20 protein-coding genes are annotated in these 20072 nt (G+C 46.0%); 10 read left to right on the top strand and 10 right to left on the bottom strand.

Features of this window, described 5'->3' with window-relative positions; all coding sequences use genetic code 11:
* The 4 genes from WCO51_01050 to WCO51_01035 all read right to left on the bottom strand — a co-directional run.
* Window positions 1–523, bottom strand: a 523-nt coding sequence (locus WCO51_01050; protein MEI6511848.1) for a 3-deoxy-7-phosphoheptulonate synthase, incomplete at its 3' end; no start/stop codon positions are given.
* 19 nt (window positions 524–542) lie between these two features.
* Window positions 543–1574, bottom strand: coding sequence for a 3-deoxy-7-phosphoheptulonate synthase (gene aroF / locus WCO51_01045; protein ID MEI6511847.1), 1032 nt, complete (start codon window positions 1572–1574; stop codon window positions 543–545).
* 33 nt (window positions 1575–1607) lie between these two features.
* Window positions 1608–2714 carry a histidinol-phosphate transaminase gene (gene hisC / locus WCO51_01040; GenBank protein MEI6511846.1) on the bottom strand — a complete coding sequence of 369 codons (1107 nt, stop codon included), beginning with the start codon at window positions 2712–2714 and terminating at the stop codon, window positions 1608–1610.
* A 74-nt stretch (window positions 2715–2788) separates the two neighbouring features.
* Window positions 2789–3613 carry an MqnA/MqnD/SBP family protein gene (locus WCO51_01035; GenBank protein ID MEI6511845.1) on the bottom strand — a complete coding sequence of 275 codons (825 nt, stop codon included), beginning with the start codon at window positions 3611–3613 and terminating at the stop codon, window positions 2789–2791.
* Between the two features lie 196 nt (window positions 3614–3809).
* On the opposite strand from WCO51_01035, the gene uvrB reads away from it, so the two are divergent.
* Window positions 3810–5861 carry an excinuclease ABC subunit UvrB gene (gene uvrB, locus WCO51_01030; GenBank protein ID MEI6511844.1) on the top strand — a complete coding sequence of 684 codons (2052 nt, stop codon included), beginning with the start codon at window positions 3810–3812 and terminating at the stop codon, window positions 5859–5861.
* Between the two features lie 122 nt (window positions 5862–5983).
* Here the strand turns inward: uvrB and WCO51_01025 are convergent, their stop codons facing one another.
* The 3 genes from WCO51_01025 to WCO51_01015 form a co-directional block, all read right to left on the bottom strand.
* A complete protein-coding gene (locus WCO51_01025; GenBank protein MEI6511843.1) occupies window positions 5984–7093 on the bottom strand; it encodes a sigma-70 family RNA polymerase sigma factor in 1110 nt (369 codons plus the stop codon).
* A gap of 438 nt (window positions 7094–7531) precedes the next feature.
* The gene (locus WCO51_01020) at window positions 7532–8686 is read right to left on the bottom strand and encodes an IscS subfamily cysteine desulfurase (GenBank protein ID MEI6511842.1); all 1155 of its coding nucleotides are present in this window, start codon (window positions 8684–8686) and stop codon (window positions 7532–7534) included.
* Between the two features lie 18 nt (window positions 8687–8704).
* Window positions 8705–9247, bottom strand: a complete 543-nt coding sequence (locus WCO51_01015) for a MarR family winged helix-turn-helix transcriptional regulator (protein ID MEI6511841.1) — start codon at window positions 9245–9247, stop codon at window positions 8705–8707.
* A 334-nt stretch (window positions 9248–9581) separates the two neighbouring features.
* Here WCO51_01015 and guaA point away from each other — a divergent pair, with 334 nt between their 5' ends.
* The 6 genes from guaA to WCO51_00985 all read left to right on the top strand — a co-directional run bounded on the left by guaA (window position 9582) and on the right by WCO51_00985 (window position 14363).
* Window positions 9582–11123 carry a glutamine-hydrolyzing GMP synthase gene (gene guaA / locus WCO51_01010; protein MEI6511840.1) on the top strand — a complete coding sequence of 514 codons (1542 nt, stop codon included), beginning with the start codon at window positions 9582–9584 and terminating at the stop codon, window positions 11121–11123.
* A complete protein-coding gene (hpt, locus tag WCO51_01005) occupies window positions 11120–11674 on the top strand; it encodes a hypoxanthine phosphoribosyltransferase (GenBank protein MEI6511839.1) in 555 nt (184 codons plus the stop codon). The genes guaA and hpt overlap by 4 nt, the downstream gene beginning before the upstream one ends.
* Before the next feature lie 329 nt (window positions 11675–12003).
* Window positions 12004–13269 carry a transcription termination factor Rho gene (gene rho / locus WCO51_01000; protein ID MEI6511838.1) on the top strand — a complete coding sequence of 422 codons (1266 nt, stop codon included), beginning with the start codon at window positions 12004–12006 and terminating at the stop codon, window positions 13267–13269.
* 108 nt (window positions 13270–13377) lie between these two features.
* On the top strand, window positions 13378–13893 hold the full coding sequence (locus WCO51_00995) for a bifunctional nuclease family protein (GenBank protein MEI6511837.1): 516 nt from the start codon (window positions 13378–13380) through the stop codon (window positions 13891–13893).
* 12 nt (window positions 13894–13905) lie between these two features.
* Window positions 13906–14130, top strand: coding sequence for a type II toxin-antitoxin system HicB family antitoxin (locus tag WCO51_00990; protein MEI6511836.1), 225 nt, complete (start codon window positions 13906–13908; stop codon window positions 14128–14130).
* Window positions 14130–14363 (top strand): type II toxin-antitoxin system HicA family toxin, encoded by a 234-nt coding sequence (locus tag WCO51_00985; GenBank protein MEI6511835.1) that lies wholly within the window; start codon window positions 14130–14132, stop codon window positions 14361–14363. The genes WCO51_00990 and WCO51_00985 overlap by 1 nt, the downstream gene beginning before the upstream one ends.
* Window positions 14364–14382: 19 nt before the next feature.
* Here WCO51_00985 and WCO51_00980 read toward each other — a convergent pair whose 3' ends face one another.
* From WCO51_00980 to WCO51_00970, 3 genes are all read right to left on the bottom strand, one after another.
* A complete protein-coding gene (locus tag WCO51_00980) occupies window positions 14383–14946 on the bottom strand; it encodes a hypothetical protein (protein ID MEI6511834.1) in 564 nt (187 codons plus the stop codon).
* A gap of 246 nt (window positions 14947–15192) precedes the next feature.
* Entirely contained in the window at window positions 15193–15414 is a 222-nt protein-coding gene (locus WCO51_00975) for a hypothetical protein (GenBank protein MEI6511833.1), read from the bottom strand.
* A 26-nt stretch (window positions 15415–15440) separates the two neighbouring features.
* Window positions 15441–15842 carry a response regulator gene (locus WCO51_00970; GenBank protein ID MEI6511832.1) on the bottom strand — a complete coding sequence of 134 codons (402 nt, stop codon included), beginning with the start codon at window positions 15840–15842 and terminating at the stop codon, window positions 15441–15443.
* A 285-nt stretch (window positions 15843–16127) separates the two neighbouring features.
* On the opposite strand from WCO51_00970, the gene WCO51_00965 reads away from it, so the two are divergent.
* The 3 genes from WCO51_00965 (at window position 16128) to WCO51_00955 (ending at window position 20025) form a co-directional block, all read left to right on the top strand.
* Window positions 16128–17516, top strand: a complete 1389-nt coding sequence (locus WCO51_00965; GenBank protein MEI6511831.1) for a carbon-nitrogen hydrolase family protein — start codon at window positions 16128–16130, stop codon at window positions 17514–17516.
* A 90-nt stretch (window positions 17517–17606) separates the two neighbouring features.
* Window positions 17607–18899, top strand: coding sequence for a carbon-nitrogen hydrolase family protein (locus tag WCO51_00960; GenBank protein ID MEI6511830.1), 1293 nt, complete (start codon window positions 17607–17609; stop codon window positions 18897–18899).
* 193 nt (window positions 18900–19092) lie between these two features.
* Window positions 19093–20025, top strand: a complete 933-nt coding sequence (locus tag WCO51_00955) for a hypothetical protein (protein MEI6511829.1) — start codon at window positions 19093–19095, stop codon at window positions 20023–20025.
* The last annotated feature ends 47 nt before the right edge of the window (window positions 20026–20072 follow it).

Genomic DNA, 20072 nt, shown 5'->3' with positions numbered 1-20072 from the left:
CGATATCTCGGGGGTCAATGGCTTCGGTAATAATGGGCATTCCGGTGACATCACGCACTTCGGCAAGCATTTTGAGACCAGGTTCACCCAACCCGTGAAAGCTGTATGGGGAAGTGCTTGGTTTATAAGCACCACCACGGAATATCTGAGCGCCGGCTGCTTTCACCGCAATCGCACTGGACATCACTTGCTCATGATCTTCAACGGTGCAAGGGCCGGCCATGACTATTATCTCATTTGCACCTATAGTCACATCTCGAACGGTGATTGTCGTCCCATCAGGTTTAAAATGCCTGCCTACAAGTTTATAGGGCTTAGAAATCAGGACAACGTTATCAACAAAATCCAACGCTTCCAATTGTTCTTTTAGCTCTCGCTTTTCTTCATCCAACGCCCCAATTGCGCCAACGACAGTACGTTCAACCCCTTGAGATAGGTGTATCCCATACCCACGTGCGCGAAGGATATCAGCGATATACTGGACTTGATCTTCAGAAGCCCCAAGTTTCAGGACGATAATCATGTTTTTCTCCGGTTGAGCGCTAAGCTTTTCCTATGCATTTGCCTACGGCTGTTGCAATTGGTTTTAGCTCGGTCATAAGTTGTTCGAAATTGTCAAAATTCAGACTCTGGGCGCCGTCTTTAGCGGCATGGCTTGGGTCGGGATGGACTTCGATAATAAGCCCATCGGCGCCGCATGCGATTGCCGCTTTAGACATCGGAGCGACCATCCCCCACCTTCCCGTTCCATGTGATGGGTCAACAATAATCGGAAGATGTGAAAGCTGTTTAATTGCCGGCACCGCACTTAAATCGAGGGTGTTTCGTGTGTATGTCTCGAAAGATCGTATACCTCGTTCGCAGAACATTACGTTTTGGTTGCCCCGCAAGATTATATACTCGGCGGCGTAAAGCCATTCTTCGATCTTAGCGCTCATTCCGCGCTTGAGCATAACGGGTGTTTGGCTTGAACCGACTTCTTTTAATAAGTCATAGTTCTGCATATTGCGGGTGCCAATCTGCAGGATGTCGGTATACTCGGCAACCATCTCCACATTGCGCGGGTCCATCACTTCGGTGATTATCTTCAGCCCCGTCTCTTTTCCAGCGGCTGCCAACATTTCCAAGCCTTCTTTACCAAGGCCTTGAAAGCTGTAGGGTGATGTGCAGGGTTTGTATGCCCCGCCTCGAAGAATGGTTGCACCGGCTTTTTTTATTGCTTTAGCAGTATCAAGCAACTGATCATAACTTTCAACCGTACAGGGTCCTGCCATAACCACGATTTCATTGCCGCCAATTTTTACTCCGCCGACATCGATAACTGTACCTTCTGGCTTATAACTGCGCGAAACCATTTTATAGGGTTGAAGAATGAGGACGACTTGTTCGACGAAAGGTAGCTGTTCAAGATGTTCTTTGGCATAAGTCTTATCCGCATCAGGAGCGCCAACAGCGCCGATTACCGTCTTTTCTACGCCATAAATAGGATGAATCTCGTAACCCCATTCCTTTAGTTGATCGGCAACTTCATCAATCTGTTTTTTAGTGGCGCTCGCGCTCAGAACAATAATCATTAACCAATATCCTTTAGGTGCATCTTTAAGAGCTTACTGAGTTTCGGGTAGAGTAGCAAGCACATCCTTGAATGCAGCAATAAACAGCTCATTTTCAGCAGGGGTGCCTATTGATACGCGTAGATAGCTCGGCAAGCCAAAAGAAGTGCATGGTCGAACGATCACACCTTTACGAAGAAGTGCATCATAGACCACCTTGCCGTCCATCTCAGTGTCGATTAGCACAAAGTTAGCTTCGGTTGGCGCATATTTAACGCCCATCCTGCGCAAGGCATCATACAGGTATCGTTTGCCTCGTGAGTTGAGTTCAACGGTGCATTTGAGATGATCTTTATCCCCAAGCGCAGCGACTGCTGCTATCTGAGCAATTGAGTTCACATTAAACGGTTCACGAACATGTTCCATTGGTTCAAGCAATTCAGGTCGAGCAATTCCATAACCAACTCGAATACCTGCCAGCCCATATGCCTTTGACATCGTTCGTAGAACGATGATGTTATGAGTTTCAATGTAGGGTAGGGACTGCGGATAGTTCTTATCCTCAGCGAATTCGCGATAGGCCTCATCGAACACTACTATTGTGCGTGGCGGTAGATTCGACATGAAAACTTTGAATTCTTCGTCGGTAACAATCGTACCTGTTGGATTATTCGGGTTGGCTATATAGACTAACTTAGTCTTCTCATTTATCTTCGCGCGCATCGACTTGAGGTCATGGCGCAAATCAGGAGTTAAGGGGACTCGATGCTCTTTGACATCATTTAAACCTGCGACGGCATAATATCGCGCGAATGAGGGTTCGGCTATAACGACTTCGTCATCAGGGCACAGATAAGCTAATCCCATAAACTGGATGATCTCATCCGAGCCGTTAGCAGGGAAGAAGTAGTTAGTAGGCAAATCGAAATGTTGAGCAAGGGCTTTTTTAAACTCAAACGCAGCGCCATCAGGGTAGATGTGCATGCGTTCAATGGCATTCTTAACGGCTTCCATTGCCTTAGGCGAGGGGCCAAGTGGATTTTCGTTCGAAGCGAGCTTAACAACATTTGTCAGCCCAAGTTCACGCTCCACCTCTTCAATCGGTTTCCCCGGCACATAGGGTTCAACTTTCATTACGTTCGGTCTTGCCAGATCACTCATTTCGAATACCTCAGCACCCATAAAGTGCACATATTGTACCCGAAGTCCTTCCCTGAGGTTTAATTGGCTAAAGCCTATTCGATTGCTTCGATATCTACTGGTGGAACGAGGCCGGCTTTGGTTGCGCGGGTTAAGAAAGTTTTAATAGCTGTTAGTCCTCGCTCGCCCATATCGCAGGTTAAACCATTAACGTACATACCTACGAATTGGTCGGCGATTTGGCGATCCATACCACGGGCGAAACTTAAGGCATAATCAAGCGCTTGTTGACGATTATCAAGACTTGTTTGAATGCTGGCGCGAAGAGCTCGGGAGGCTTCAGTAATTACTTTCTCGCCTAAGTCTTTTCTTACAACATTGACGCCGAGGGGGAGAGGTAAGCCTCCGGTATCTTCTTTCCACCATTTGCCTAAATCAACAAGGGTGACCAGATCCTCATTCTTATGTGTGAGTTGCCCTTCATGGATGATAAGACCGATATCAACAGTGCCTTTTTTGACGGCGGGCATGATCTCATCAAAATCCATTACGACAGTTTTAAGGCCTGGGTGAAAGAGGCTCAGAGCAAGGTAAGCGCTTGTCAAAAGACCTGGGATGGCGATTGTGTAACTATTTAGCTTGTCGAGGGGGATATTTTCTCGGGCGATAAGCATCGGGCCATATCCATCACCAAAGCTGCCGCCATGTCGAAGAAGAGCATATTTATCGGAAACATAAGCAAAAGCATGGACTGAAATCGCACTCACCTCAAGCTTACCAATCTTAGCCCAATCATTGAGGGTTTGAATATCTTCTAGAATATGTTCGAACTTGAGAGGGGTTTCAATCTGACCGGTTGCAAGTCCCCAAAACATAAATGCGTCATCTGAATCCGGGCTGTGTCCTAAGCGAATAATCATATAAACTCTCCTAAATAAAGCTTACCTTTTTCTTGGACAATCTGATATTCAGTTATAGAAGCATGAACAGCATTATGCGCTAAGTCACAGTTATGATTTCAACAAAATGTTTATTGCCGATAAAAGATAGCAACACTTTAAGCTGCGGTACAATGATCCTTAGAATGCACTGCATTATACGATCTAAGGTTTGCAGATGGACGATAAAAAATTCAAACTAGTAGCGGATTTCACACCGCAAGGTGATCAGCCGAGAGCGATTGGTCAGCTTGCTGAAGGCTTGAACCGTGATTTAAGATATCAAACACTGCTTGGAGCAACCGGAACAGGAAAGACGTTTACGATGGCGAGTGTCATCGAGCGTCTACAACGTCCTGCCCTGGTAATTGCTCACAACAAAACACTGGCGGCTCAGCTTTGCCAAGAATTCCGTGCTTTCTTTCCTGAGAATGCAGTCCACTTCTTTATCAGCTACTATGACTACTATCAGCCGGAAGCCTACGTGCCTCAAAGTGATACATATATCGAGAAGGATTCTTCAGTTAATGATGAGATTGATCGCCTTCGACACGCCGCTACGCAAGCTGTACTCACGCGGCGGGATACGGTGGTTATAGCAAGCGTTTCTTGTATTTATGGTTTAGGTTCACCTGATGAATACCTCGAAAGTGTCCTTACATTCTCAAAGGGTCAAACGATTAAGCTGAAGGAAATTCTAAAGCGATTAATTGATATGCAATTTGCTCGGAATGATCTTGTTCTTGGTCGCGGAACTTTCCGAATGAGGGGAGATACCCTTGAAATTCAACCTGCCGACGAGGAAATCATCACCCGCGTAGAATTATTTGGAGAGGATGTTGAACGAATTCGCCTATTTGACCCTCTAACGGGTGAAATTCTTGATGAATTAGACCAGGTAAGCATCTTCCCTGCGACCCATTATGTAACCCCTTTGGATAAGATGGATGAAGTTATCGAAGAAATCCGATCTGAAATGCACGAAAGGGTGGAAATATTCCAGTCGCAGAATAAGTTTATAGAAGCACAACGAATTCAACAGCGGACCGAGTTTGACATAGAGATGATGAAGGAACTCGGTTATTGCTCAGGCATAGAGAACTATTCAAGATATTTCGATGGCAGAGATCCTGGTACACCGCCTTACACGCTGCTCGACTTCTTTCCTAAGGATTTCATTACCTTCATCGATGAGTCTCACCAAACTCTGCCGCAGGTTCGCGCAATGTATAACGGTGACAGGCAGCGCAAGCAGACTTTGATCGATTATGGCTTCCGCCTTCCCTCTGCATTGGATAATCGTCCTTTGAAGTTCGATGAATTTCATACACGTGTTGGGCAAGTCGTTTTTGTTTCAGCTACTCCTGGTCCCTTTGAAGCTGAGAATAATGAGCAGATTGCGGAACAGATTATTCGTCCCACTGGTTTGATTGACCCCGAAGTAATTATCAGAAAGACGGAGGGGCAGGTCAATGACTTGATCACTGAAGTGCAGGGAAGAGTAAAGAACAACCAGAGAGCGCTTGTCACGACACTCACCAAGAAGATGGCCGAGGATTTGACAGATTACCTACAGGATGTGGGTATCAAGGTGAATTACCTCCACAGTGGTGTCCATTCCCTCGAACGCGGCGAGATACTTAAGGACCTTCGTCTTGGGGAATATGATGTCGTCGTGGGAGTTAATTTATTACGAGAAGGGCTTGATCTGCCGGAAGTTTCGCTAGTAGCAATTTTGGATGCGGATAAAGAGGGCTTTCTTCGATCGGAGACATCACTTATTCAGACTATCGGGCGTGCTGCTCGTAATGTTAACGGACAGGTTATCATGTACGCGGATAACATAACTGGCTCGATGCAAAGAGCAATTAATGAAACCAATCGCCGCCGTAAGGTTCAAGAGGAATATAACGATAAGCACGGCATCACTCCGCAAACAATTATTAAAGAAATACGAGAAACTGTTCGAGCCTACAAAGTAGCTGAGGATCGTGCTCCCTATGGTTCAACAAAGCCAAAGACAGACCTGGACCGCATCGCCTTCGAAGACCTGCCAATCGTAATTGCCAAGTTAGAAGCCGAGATGAAGAAGTTAAGCAAAGAACTAGAGTTCGAACAAGCTGCTGACATCCGCGATGAAGTCAAACGGCTACGTGAAGTCATAGAAAAGACCATCCCACAACTAGGTTCCAAACGCATGAGCCCAAAGAAGGGACTGTACGACAAGTAACTTCGAAATGCTTATGCGGATATGAATAAAGTGCGCATAAAACGGGAAAGAGTTAGCACTTGTTTTATACCGGCTAGTGGTGCAGGGGCACCCCCAATAAAAAAGGGGCCGAAGCCCCTTTTTTAACCTGTGGTCATTTCTTGACCAATATGACGTAGTTTCTTCATCGCGCGTAATTCGATTTGGCGAACACGTTCGCGAGTGACGTTTAGCGCAACCCCAACTTCTTCAAGTGTTCTTGCGCGGCCATCATCGAGACCAAATCGCAATCGCACAACCTCTCGCTCACGAGGAGTGAGTTTGTTGAGGATGCTGTCAATTTCCTCTCGACGTATAAGATTCTGCGTTACGTCGGTAGGTGAGGGCATGTTCGTTGACTGAATAAAATCACCAAGCGAACTATTATCTTTTTCACCTACTGGCGTTTCAAGAGAAAGCGGCTCAACCGCAACTCTAAGCATTTCTCGCACTCGCTCGACAGACAGGCCTACTTCGCGAGCGATCTCATCATCAGATGCCTCACGCTGTAGTTCCTGCTGCAATCGGTTAGCAGTTTTAACTACTTTATTAATAAGTTCAGCGACATAGACCGGAATTCTGATTGTTCGCCCTTGATTGATAATTGCGCGAGCGATCGCTCGGCGAATCCACCATGTAGCGTAAGTGCTAAATCGGAAACCTTTACGCCAATCAAACTTTTCAACCGCGCGGATTAGACCGAGATTACCTTCCTGAATGAGATCAGCAAGCGGAATACCACGCGCATTATATTTCTTTGCGATGCTGACAACCAGTCGCAAGTTAGATTCTATAAGGATATTTTTCGCAAGCTCTTCACCCTGCTGAACTCGGCGAGCCAAATCAACTTCCTGGTAAGGAGTTAGAAGCTGAGCTCGACGAGTCTGCCGCATCCACATTTCGAGTTCTTCAACATCATCGCTGTGGTCTGAGGTAGTAGGCGTTTCTGCGGGAGCTTCTTCCTCTTGATCCGCTGTAGTTTCCTCTGTTTGTTCGAGGGTTAACAGCTCCTCTTCACCCGGTTCCTCGATTAAATCGCCAATAACTGCCGCTAAAGCAAGTGGTTCTTCATTAATATCAGGGGGTGAGGCACCTTGAGAACGACCTCCACGCAGGCGCTGAAGCGTTGCTTGTCTAGACAAGCCATTATCAGCTTGAGTAGACGGAGTTCTATTTCTGAAACCCTGACCGGTCCACTGTGTATTATTTTTCACAATGTCACTCCTAGTAAACGTAATGTATAAAATTAAATGAATTTATGAAAACCGGCATATCGCCTATTTATCGATTTGCCATAACCTTCTAGGGGCCATTAAAGCCGTGTAGGCTTGTGAAATATAAAATTATTAATTAACTAGTACTTAACTAGCCCTTTAATAACATAACATACCAATGACGGTTTGTCAAGTACTTTTTATAACTAAAGCAAAACAGGCTTGGTATTATTCTTAGCTGTTTCACATACCAGTATAAGTAACTTAATCAAGGGTGGTGCGGTATGTAACTAATAATCATACGAAAAATAAGATCGCTTTGTTCCTGACAAAACAAGAAATAATTAGCTTTATTCCTATCTATCAGCTAAGTTCAGACGAAGCAACGATAAGACAGTTTCGTCTGATTTGGAAAAGATAGCATTTGAAGCAGGAGGATTAGATTTTTAGTCTGCGGAGATTGGATACTGAATGGGCTAAAGCTTTCGCAGCATTTTGAATATCAGAGCTTGTGGTTGGTTTGCCGAGAGTCATTCTAACAGTTCCTCTGACCCAATCTGAAGGTAAACCAATAGCAGTCAAAACATGAGAAGCTGATGTTGCTCCTGAGGAACATGCTGAACCTGCGGAGCAATAAACTCCCATCGCTTCCATATTGGCGACAAGAGCTGAGCCTTCAATTGATTTAAAAGCAAAATGGGCATTATGAGGGAGGCGGAGAGTAGGGTGACCATTAAGTCGGGAGTCAGGAATAGTATTTAATACTGAATCGATAAGGTTATCACGCATCGCTTGTTGACGTGCTATTTCCGTATTTAAATAATCTTTAGCAAGTTCGCATGCTTTCCCAATCCCGACAATCCCGGGAACATTATAAGTGCCGCCGCGCATTGATTTCTCCTGGCCACCACCAGAAATTAACGGGTCAAGTGTGACTCCGTTTTTGATATAAAGCGCTCCTATCCCTTTCGGACCATATAATTTGTGTCCGGAAATAGATAGCAAGTCCACTCCAAAAGCTCTTACATCCACTGGTATTTTCCCAACCGTTTGCACGCTGTCAGTGTGGAAAAGAATTCCGTGCTCATGTGCAACTTTCGCTAAGTCAGCAATAGGTTGAATTGTGCCAATTTCGTTATTAGCGTGCATGATGCTGATTATTGTGGTATTGGAACGAATGGCTTTGCGAAGGTCATCTGGGTCGACCATTCCGAAACTGTCCACCGGAAGCAAAGTGACCTCAAATCCTGCTCGTTCAAGCCAATGAGCGGATGCCAGAACTGCGTGATGCTCGATTGGGGTGGTAATAATATGGTTGCCATGTTCGCGGTTTGCGCATGCCGCGCCAGATAATGCCCAGTTGTCACTTTCAGTTCCGCCTGAGGTGAAGAAAATCTCACCGGGCCCCATAGCATTCAATAGATCAGCCACTCGGCAGCGCGCCCGTTCAACGGCTTTTCTGCTTTGCGCGCCAAGTGAATAAGCGGAAGAAGCATTCCCGAAACGTTCCTTAAAATACGGAAGCATCGCCTCTAGAACACTAGGTTCTACAGGCGTAGTTGCAGCATAGTCTAGATAGATGGTGTTTTCCATAGCAAATCCAAGAGGAAACTATTTACATTCATCAAGCCCGCGCATAGAAGCCACAGGACAATTGGGGTCATTTTGAAGCCCACAACGCAGGCAGATATCATCAGGATCGGCCAAATCGAGATCAACTGCAGTCTGTACAAATGAAAATAGTCCAGACATTAGTTCTTTTGATTGTTCTAACGGCATTTTCCCTAAAACATCCATAAAACGTTCCGCTCTCTCGCGTTCAACATCTAAAACCAGTTGTTCACCTTTCTCGGTGAGAAGAACGCGAACTAAACGGCGATCTTTCGTGTTACCTTCTTTGCTGACAAGTTCCTTGCGAACAAGACGATGCACCATATTTGTAGCTGAAGGATAACTAATGGACAGTCCTCTAGCCACATCACCGATGGTAGCAGTAGTGTGCAGCATAACAAATCGCATGACCTGCATCTGCGGATAAGTTATCTCAGCCTTCGTCATATTTTCAACGAGGCGCTCGCTCATGCTGCGGTTAAGAATGCGTGAAAATATTTCAGAGACACGCTCTGCATTCGAAAGCAATGAAGTGCCTTCCATTGAAACCTCGCTTTTGCAAAAGCATTTATTTAATAACAACTAAATATTACCATACATTTTTTCTAAGGACATGAGAAGTTAAACTCATAATTTAATTCCTTAGCATTCTTAAAAAATTATTTAATCCAGATGTTGCATGGCTCACGAATTATACTCGATTATGGATTATTTCACTATATTGTAGTTAGTCAATACTGGCATTAATACTCGTGCTGATGGGGTTTAAATAAGATGCGTAGAGAAGGGAATATTGAAATTACTGATAACTTGACACTCTTTCTGTCGTTCTGCTAGCATAATATATCTCTATCTATTAACGGACGGATACCTTCTTTTGCAATCACATCTTACTAATGAAACGGTTTTCGTATTAGATTTCGGAGGGCAATACACACAACTTATTGCTCGAAGAATTCGCGAGTGCCATGTCTTCAGCCAAATAGTCCCATTCGACGCTCCCATCGATCGAATCATTAAGGAGCGTCCAAAGGGCATTATATTTAGCGGTGGGCCATCGAGTGTTTATGAAGACGGAGCGCCTCGTGTTGACCCGCGCATTTATGAACTTGGCATTCCAATTTTAGGAATATGCTATGGTCATCAAATGATGGCTCATCAACTTGGTGGGGAAGTGGCGCCTGCAGATATGCGTGAATATGGCAAGACGCCCGTCCAACTTAGTCAGGGCACACTATCCGGCCCTAAGGCTTTTGAAAGCGTCTGCTGGATGAGCCATGGTGACCAGGTGCTCAAGCCTCCGTCAGGGTTTAATGTGACCGCTAGCACAGACACATGTCCGGTTGCGCTCATGGAGAACGAGAAGAGCGGATTATTCGGGGTTCAATTTCATCCTGAAGTCACTCACACTCCCTTTGGCAAAGATGTTTTAGCGCGATTTCTCAATGATGTGTGCAAATTCAGCGGCTCATGGACTCCCGCTTCATTCATTGATGAATCGGTCAAGTTCATTCGCGAGCGTTCAAAGGGCGGAAAGATTTTATGCGCCGTTAGTGGCGGTGTTGACAGCATGGTTGTTGCTGCTCTTACTCATCATGCTGTTGGTGAGAAAGTCACTTGTGTATTCGTCGATCACGGACTGCTTAGAAAAGGCGAAGCTGAACAGGTTCGAAAGCTTTTCAGCGATAACTACCGAGTGAAGTTGATTGCTGTAGATGCCCGACAGCGTTTTCTTGAAAGACTAGAAGGCGTAACAGACCCTGAGCAGAAGCGCAAGATAATAGGCGCGGAATTCATACGTGTTTTCGAAGAGCATGCCGATGAGTTCGGAGACTGCCAATATCTCGCTCAAGGGACGCTTTATCCGGATGTGATTGAAAGCGGCACTAAGCATGCGGCTAAAATCAAAACTCACCATAACGTAGGCGGTTTACCGGATTGGATGCGCTTGGAAGTTATTGAACCGCTGCGGTATCTCTTTAAAGATGAAGCACGAGCAGTAGGGAAGGAGTTGGGCCTTCCTGATTCGATCGTCATGCGTCAGCCTTTTCCAGGACCTGGTTTGGCCGTTCGGATTGTCGGTCAAATTACTGAGGAAGCATTAAGTACACTTCGGGAAGCTGATGCGATTGTCCTTGAGGAAATTGAAAGGGCAGGGATATTGCCCATTGTGTGGCAATCTTTTGCGGTCTTGCTTGACATCAAAAGCGTCGGTGTGATGGGAGACCAGCGAAGCTACCAAAAGCCGATTGTTATTCGAGTGGTCTCAAGCGAAGATGCGATGACAGCGGATGCTGTTCAAGTCCCCTGGGATGCGCTGGAGCGCATGTCAAATCGGATCGTCAATGAAGTGCCTGGCGTAAATCGAGTGCTCTATGATTTATCCTCCAAACCACCGGCAACGATTGAATGGGAATGAGCGTAAAGACCTACTGGACAACTAATGCAAGTGTTCTTATCGAACCTCATGTAATACGCGAGCGAATAGCGGAATTAGGTCGCCAGATTACACTGGATAATCAAGGCAAATCGCTTGTATTGATTGGGGTTTTGAAAGGTGCTGCTATTTTTATGGCTGATCTCATCCGTGAGATACATCTTCCAATAGAATTCGATTTTGTCGCAATTTCCAGCTATGGCGCCGATACAAAATCCTCTGGGATTGTGCGGTTGATAAAGGATTCTGATATCAGCTTACAGGACCGTCACGTGATTGTAGTTGAAGATATCGTGGACACGGGACTTACTCTTCGGTACCTTTTAGAGGTACTGCAGTCTCGACAACCAACATCTTTGAAGGTATGTGCTTTATTAAATAAACCTTCTCAAAGAAGTACACCTATACAAATTGATTACTGTGGTTTCGAGTTGCTTGATCAATTTGTAGTTGGATATGGGTTGGACATCAATGAACGATATCGAAATCTTCCTTATATTGGAGTCTTGGAGGAAAGTGAAACAGGTAAATAGGCCGCATTGTGAGATAATCCGAAGGTTTATTATGTTCAAGAAAAACTTTACCCTAGACAAAATCCACGAAAGGTGCTATATTATTAATGTAATACTACAAAAAAAGTTCTTGCCGACCTATTCCTGTTTCTACGTCGATCGCAGCAGTGTCTGCGTGCCTTGCAATTTTCCTTCGACTGCATAAATTTAATGTCATCATCATTCCAAACCCAAATTGCCAGGAGCGCGTCCTTTCCATTATGAGAAATATGACAACAAGACAGCCTAAATCCATGCGAACACCCGATGTTATCGCGGCACCCGGTTCCGTAACAGATTCCCCTGAAAATATGAGAGTCGATGCCGTTGATTTCGGTGTGTTGAACAACAAGCCAGTCACTGAGATCGTTGAAGTAGCTCGAGAGCTTTCGATTGAACTCGACACTCGTGACAAAGCGGAGATGATTTATAAGATCCTCGCCACTGCCAATAAATCCCATGGCATCGAATATGCAACCGGTATTCTCGAGATTTTAACAGATGGATGGGGATTCCTGCGTCGAAACAACTTCAGTAACTCCCCTGAGGATGTTTATGTTTCCCAATCACAAATCAAACGCTTTAATCTTCGCACAGGCGATACGGTGTTTGGTCAAGTACGTCCTCCCAAAGAAGGCGAGAAATATTATGGCCTTCTTCGAGTAGAAGCAGTGAACGGCTTGAATACGGATAGCGCTCGCTACCGAAAAGATTTCGATCAACTCACCCCAATCTATCCCAACGAACGAATTGTGATGGAGACAGCATCTGATGTGATGGCTCCACGTATTATCGACCTCATTTCGCCTATTGGCAAAGGTCAGCGTGGTCTCATTGTCGCCCCTCCTAAAGCCGGCAAGACTATGTTGTTGAAGAGCATTGCCAACAGCATTACCACCAACCATCCGGAAATTACCCTTCTGGTACTTTTGGTCGATGAGCGTCCTGAAGAAGTTACGGATATGCGCCGTTCAGTTCGAGGGCAGGTTATCAGTTCCACTTTTGATGAGCCACCAGAAAATCACATGCGGGTAGCCGATCTTACGCTTGAACAAGCGAAGAGATTGGTCGAAGCAGGGAAGGATGTTGTCGTGTTGCTAGATAGCTTGACACGTCTATCCCGTGCCTCAAACTTGACCACTAACGCAAGTGGACGAACTCTATCAGGCGGTCTTGACCCAAGCGCGCTCTATCGGCCAAAACGCTTCTTTGGCGCTGCTCGAAACATTGAAGAAGGCGGAAGTTTAACCGTTATCGCCTCAGCGTTAATTGAGACTGGCAGCCGTATGGATGATGTTATTTTCGAAGAGTTTAAGGGTACCGGCAATATGGAGCTTATTCTGGACAGGCAGTTAGCCGAACGACGTATCTATCCCGCTATCGATGTTAAGCGTTCGGGTACTCGACATGAAGAGCTTCTATATGATCAAGAAACGCTGAAGATCATCTGGCAACTGCATAGACTCTTAGCCAATCAGGAGGATTCGATCGCAGCAACTGAGAGCCTAATTAAGCTTTTGCAACGCACGCGTTCGAACAAAGACTTCCTTGGCGAAGTGGTTGATAAGATGGGCTGATATGTCTGTACATGGTTTTTAATCTTGTACAGCAAGTTGTACCTAAAGGGTATAACTTGACATCGATAGAACTAATCTATTTGGGTTAACCTGTGGAGGTATTCATCAGTGAACGATGAGGAGAAAGATCAGCCGGACGAATCGGAATTGCCGGATGACAAGAGTTTTGAGAAGCCACCGTCATTCTTTAAATCAGATTTCGATCACAGCGATGACCGAGAGATTGAAGTAAAGGTAATCGGGGTTTTTCAGCATGAAGAGCCTGGGGCGACAATCCAGCGCTTTGTGTTGGTTCAAGACAATAAAGGCCGGCGCGTCCCAATTCTTATCGGCCCTTTTGAAGCTCTCTCTATCACTATGGCAATTGAGAATGAGTCCCCTCCACGCCCTCTGACACACGATTTAATGAAAACCTTCATCGAAAAGCTCGGAGCCTCTGTAGAAAAAGCGCTTGTCGACGATCTTTGGAACGAAGTCTTCTATGCTAAGGTTTATCTAAGTCAAAATGATCAACTTATCGAGATTGATAGCCGCCCAAGCGACGCAATCGCCCTAGCTATCCGCTTCAAAGCCCCCATTTACATGTCTGAAAGCATCATCGAATCGACAAGACAAGAAGAGTAGGGAAGAGGTCTTATGAAAAAATATATCCTTCCGATCATTATCGAAAAAGATAAAGACGGCTACTTTGTAAAATGCCCTTCTCTACAAGGTTGCTATTCTCAAGGTGATACCTATGAAGAGGCATTAGCCAATATCAAAGACGCTATCTCACTGCATATTCAAGATCGATTGGCTAATGGCGAAGTGATAGAAATTCCTGAATTGATAAGTGTAGCAACTCTTGAGGTTGTTGCCTGATGCCACGATTGCCTCGCGTCACATCGGTTGAAATAATCAGAGTGTTAGAAAAGATCGGTTTTAAACTAAATAGGCAAAATGGCAGTCATCGAATATATAGAAACAATAACGGCCAACGAGTAACAATTCCTTTCCACAGTGTGAAAATTCTTCATCCAAAGACATTAAAAAGCATTTTAGATGATGCAGGGCTGTCTCCTGAATGTTTTGAACAATTACTCGTTGACGTTTAAGAGTTGCTTCAATCCCTGGCTACTTCCCCGAAATAGCTCGGATTTTTGCCATCGTGTCTTTTCTAAGCGCTTGGAGACGTTGGCGTTTTTCGGTAGGAGATAAACTTTTATCTTGCTTGATGGCTTTTGCTTGTTCGCGGGACAGCTTCATGATGCTTGTTACATCAGCACGCTGTTCAGGAGTCATGTCTACCATTGCTCTTCTAAGTCTGAGTTTCTCAATTTTCCTAGAAAGACGAGCTTTTTGTAACTTTTCGCCCTTTTCTTTCTGTACTGGAGTCAAGAGAGCAGCTACGTGTGCTCTTGTGTTTTGTCTTAATTCAGCAAGCGCTTTGCGCTTCTCGACAGGGGGAAGGTTAGATTGCTTTATTGTTTTAGCTTCTTCACGTGATTTAACGCGTATGTCATGAATCAGGCTTTTTTGCTCAGGGGTTAAGTTCAATGCCTTTTGAGCATGTACGTTATTAGCCTTACGAACTTGTTTATTACCAAGACTACGCCCAGGTGCAACAGCAAAGGCGATAGAAGCAATAAGAGTAACACAGCCTAAAATCAAGGCGAAACGTTTGATGTTGAGAACCATTTATTGAAAACCTCCATTACTGAGACATGTTCATAATAAGAAAACGAATTTCAAGAAGAATAGTTCACTAGTAACTCAATTAAAGCTCAATAAAAGAACATCCATCGCAGAATAAAAATAAAATATCAGTTTACATAATATATCTTATCGGACGTTATAGCTGAGCTTGAATTCGGAAAAAGCAAAAAGCGGATAGGGGATCACCCTTCCGCTTAATATCTTTTGGTTTATCAAAACAATCTTGGATCAAACTGCATGGCGAGCGTTTGATGAAGTCGGCTTTGACGGCAAGCTCTTTAGTAGATTATCTAATTGATCGACTTTCGTCTGACAATAGTCTACAAGGCTGTCGATACTTTTCTCCGGCTCCAAAGCAGCATTACGCCGTATACGATTGGCATACATAATTGATGCCGTTCCTATACCGACAAGCGCTGCGAGGACTCCAAACATAACTGTCTTTTTCATGCCGATGACTGCCTCTTACTCTGGGCTTAAAGTTCGTAAAGGGATCCGTCTTCGTCTTCCTTGGAGCTGACAATACGCTTAATAAACGTAATCAATTCCATTGGGTTGAACGGCTTTGTTAGATAAAGATCAGCTCCGGATTGCCATCCTTGAAAAACATCAGCATCCTGAGCTTTTGCTGTAAGCATGATTACAGATAGATCGCGAGTGTTCGGATCTTTTCGAATTGATTTAAGGACTTCAAAACCGTCCATCTGCGGCATCATTACATCGAGAACCAATATATCAGGGTTCTCAGACTTAACTTTTTCTAGTCCTTCTAAACCATCATACGCAACAACAACTGTCCAGCCTTGCCTTTCAAGGTTGACCTGAATCAATCGTACGATGTGTCGTTCGTCATCACAAACCAGAACCTTAAGAGCCATTAATCCTTCCTCCGGCGAACTCAATTGCGAACTAACTGTACCACATACCTGTCATGTTGTCAATCTAACATGGCCGTTTCTAAACCTAGCGAAGGGATTTCGACCTCCCCCTTAAATTGTCGGACTAATTATTTTGACGTCTTAGGGACAAAAAAGGTTCTAAGTTACTAAATACTTAATAATATAGGCAGGGAAGCTACCTCTTCCCTGCCCCAAATCTACATTGTAGTCAGAAACAATTTTATGCCACACTTTGAGTTGATGGACAAATAGGGAGTTAACCGAATGATTAATTATGAATTCCTCACCGTATGCTTACTTGCAACATGCATTTTCAATTGCGCGTTTGCGACGACGCCTAACGATTGGAAAACAGACAACTTGATACCTAATGGCGACTTTAGCCGTGGTAAGGTTGGCGGGCTTCCGGATGGATGGGAAGTTGTCATTCCCAATAAAGCTATCGCACCCACCTTTAAACTCATTAAGTCTAGTTCGGGCAAGATGCAGTTAATGGCTCAGGGCAACGGACGTAAGGAGTGTTTTGGTTATATCCGATGTCCCATCACCCCCATGTTGAGTTCCACCGACAGAGCGTTCCGCCTGCGCGTTCGTTTACGCTATGAAGGGATGACCGATCTCAATCGTAATCTGGTGCACATGGTGATGGCTGACATGTATAACAACGGCATCTTCATGTATCGCAAGGAAGGCGGGTATTTGGTTGGCGACAATCGGTTCCGTGGGTGTGGACACGAACTCGAAACCGCTGAGATTCGTATCTACTTCCGCTTCTCCCCCCACGGCAAGGTCTGGTGGGATGAAATTAGTCTACAGGAATGCGATCCTATCCCTCCGCGACTTGTTAAGATAGCCACCGTCTGGGGAGGAAATAGTCTTGAGGGATGCGCTAAATGGCTTGACCTGGCCGGCCAAAAAGGTGCGGATATTTGTCTGCTCCCTGAGTTCTTTGATGGCAAGAATAACAAGAATGCCGACACGATAAATGGCCCGGGTCCGTCCCTGCTCTCTGCTAAGGCCAAACAGTGGAAAATGTATACCAGTGGAACGTTTATTGAGAAACGGGGTGATATCTGCCTCAATAGCGCGCCACTCTACGATCGCAATGGCAAGTTGGTCGGTATCCAAAGTAAGAATAACTTATTTGACCCCGAAGAAGATGATGGCACAACCCCTGGGACTGGTTATGAAGTGTTCAATACCGATTTCGGCAAGGTTGGCATCATGATTTGCTATGAATCTTGGTTTCCAGAGACAGCACGGTTGTTGGCCTACAAGGGTGCTGAACTCGTCTTGTTCCCCAACGCAGGCTTCTATAGAAGTTTGATGCCTGCTCGTGCTGCCGATAACGGGGTATGGCTTGCGGTTAGTAGTCTTGGCGGACAAGGCGGTGTGTGGGATTCAAGCGGTGCCAGTGGTGGCGACAAGGAACCCGACCCCTCGCGCGCATCTCCCACCTCAATCATTAGTTACGAAGTCGATGAAACCAACAAGATGGTGATTGCTACCGTCGACCTCAGTCGCCAATACAGCCCGCACTATTGGGGCGGCCCTATGCTTTGCGCTCCTGCAGCCAGACGTCTGAGGCAAACCCTTATTCAATCCATCGAAGACGAGATAGCGCGTGAAGCACATCGGTTTATTGAAAAATGACGGGAGTTGCTTGCTGCGCTCTTCGAAGGATGTGGCAAACCCTGCCCCTACATTACTGATTTCGGATGACACTCTAATTGTGAGGTAATAATGAGTAAAACCAATCTAATCGTCAACGGCGATTTTTCGAAGGGCACAATCGGCGGCTTGCCCGATGGTTGGGAATTGGTTAACCCCAATCCCGCCCTTAAACCTGACTTCAGACTAACAGATAAAGGCCAGCTTACGGCCACAGGCAACGGGCGCCGTGAGTGTTTTGGGTTCCTCAAACAGAATATCAAGCTCGAAGCCAACAAAGCCTACAAAATGTGCGTGCGGCTTCGCGCTGAAGGCGTTGATGATCTTAATCATGTTGCCGTTCACGGCATCTATGGCAGCGAAGGCGGGTTTTTTACTGCCGGCATATTGTCCTATCATAAAGAGGGTGATTGGATAGTCGGCGAGAGCCACTTTAATGGACCCAAAGAGGACAAAGAGGCGCCCGTACGCATCTACTTCCGTCATAGTCCTCACGGGAAGATTATATGGGACGAAATCAGCCTCACCGAAGCCGAACCGGTGCCGCTGCGCCTGGTGAAAGTCGCCGTCAGTTGGGGTAATCATGATATGCCGTTCTGGGACAAGTGGCTCGATGTCGCCGGAATGAAGCATGTGGATGTCGCCCTACTGCCTGAAGTCTTCAATAAAGTCAGTGAGCAAGATGCTGAACCGCTCGATGGCCCTACACGCCAATTTCTGGCGAAGAAAGCCCGACGATGGCGGATGCACGTGGCAGGTTGCTTCTATGAAAAGCGAGGGGACCTCACCCTTAACGCTTGCCCCCTTTATGATCGTGAAGGCAACCTCTTGGGCACATACAATAAAAACCAGGTCTTCGACCCTGAAGAGGACTTGGGCGTTACCCCCGGCGTCGAGATGCCGGTATTTCAAACGGATTTTGGCAAGGTAGGAATTATGATCTGCTACGACAGTTGGTACCCCGAGCCTACGCGTCTATTGGCGTATAAGGGCGCGGAGCTTATCTTATTCCCCAGCGCCGCCTATTATGCGGGACTCATGCACGCACGAGCCGCCGATAATGGAGTTTGGATAGCCGCCAGCAGCCTCGACACTCGCGCAGGCATCTGGGACTCATCCGGCATCCAAGCCGGTGAGTTCACCCGTGACCCCTCCCATTGGACAGAAACCTCAATCATAGCGTTCGAGCGCGATGAGCGCAACTGTATGCTAATCGCCACCCTCGACCTAAACCAACACTACAGCCCCCACTACGCCGGCGGCCCCATGTGGTCCGCCCCCGGCGGCAGAAGATGCCGCCAAACCATCATCGAGCCTTTAGAAGAACAAATAGTGACGGAGGCTAGGCGGTGGTTAGAAGAATAAAGGCAGAAGCCATGAATTAACCCATCCCCTCTCCCTACGCTCTGAACTCGGCTCAGCGTGTTAAGTTAGACGGTACAGGGCGAAGGGATGGGTATTATAAAATGTCAAAAAAATCATGCAGGAAATATTTCGGGATGGATAGAAGTATCTAAGGCAGAAACAAATGAGCCATTGCTCTTTTTGGAGGAAAGACATGAAAACACGAATCGCCATCCTAATTGCCCTGCTCTGCATGGGCGTGGCTTGGGCGGCTCAGCCTAAAGCAAAGGGCGCTGAGAAGTATGATCTCAGGTACCACTTTACTCCCGGGCAGGTGCGTTATTATGTTGTTCGGGCTGACACCACGACAACGTCGGGGGGACAAAGTACAGAGAAGGTTACACCTGAGAAGATATCTATGGCCGTGTGGGTGTCAGTTGAGGTACTCAAGGTAGACACCTATGGGGACGCAACCTTGAAAGTCACTGCCCAAGAATTTACAGTAAACACGATGGGGATAACCAAGACCTATACAGCAGAGGATTTGAACCATGCCAACAGGACAGTAACGGTTAGCCCACATGGTATTTGGCACTTCTCAACCGAAATAAAAGACGCCCCTCAAGGGGTGGAGAGAATGGCAGCCGAAATAGCAATACAGTTGCAAACGAGTAATTTTCTATTTCCAACACCGCCATTTCCACTGAAGGTGGGGGGCACTTGGGTGGTACAAGGCAAAGAACCGTGGTCAAATGGTTTCGAGAACTCAATCGGAGATCCCCAGCCAACCAAGAAGTCAACCTATAAGTTTTTCGGAATAAAGATGCTGCATGGTAAGCCCGTCTACCATATTCACGTCACTACCGCTATTGCCGGGGCAATGCCCAAAAAAGGGATTGCAAACATACCCTACCCGACCGGCAAAGCGGTAGGAATATATATAGATGATTACTGGTTAAGTTGTGATGGCAGCGGAATCCTGGCAGCTGAGAGATCCTCAAGCGCCACTGCAACCCCCAAGCCAGGCTCATCCCTGAACCTGTTCGGATACTCACCTATCATACTGAAAGGCTTTATGCATCTTGAGGCAACCGACACCCCACCCCCGTCCGCATCCAAAGCTCCTTCAGTGGAGCCGCCTAAGTAGCGCTGATTATTCCCATGAAATAACGATCTGGAGGAGATTGCCACGGG

This window comes from bacterium, from assembly GCA_037131655.1.
GTDB lineage: Bacteria > Armatimonadota > Fimbriimonadia > Fimbriimonadales > JBAXQP01 > JBAXQP01.
The sequence above is the reverse complement of the archived record's forward strand: the minus strand, read 5'-3'. Positions and strand labels throughout refer to the sequence as shown.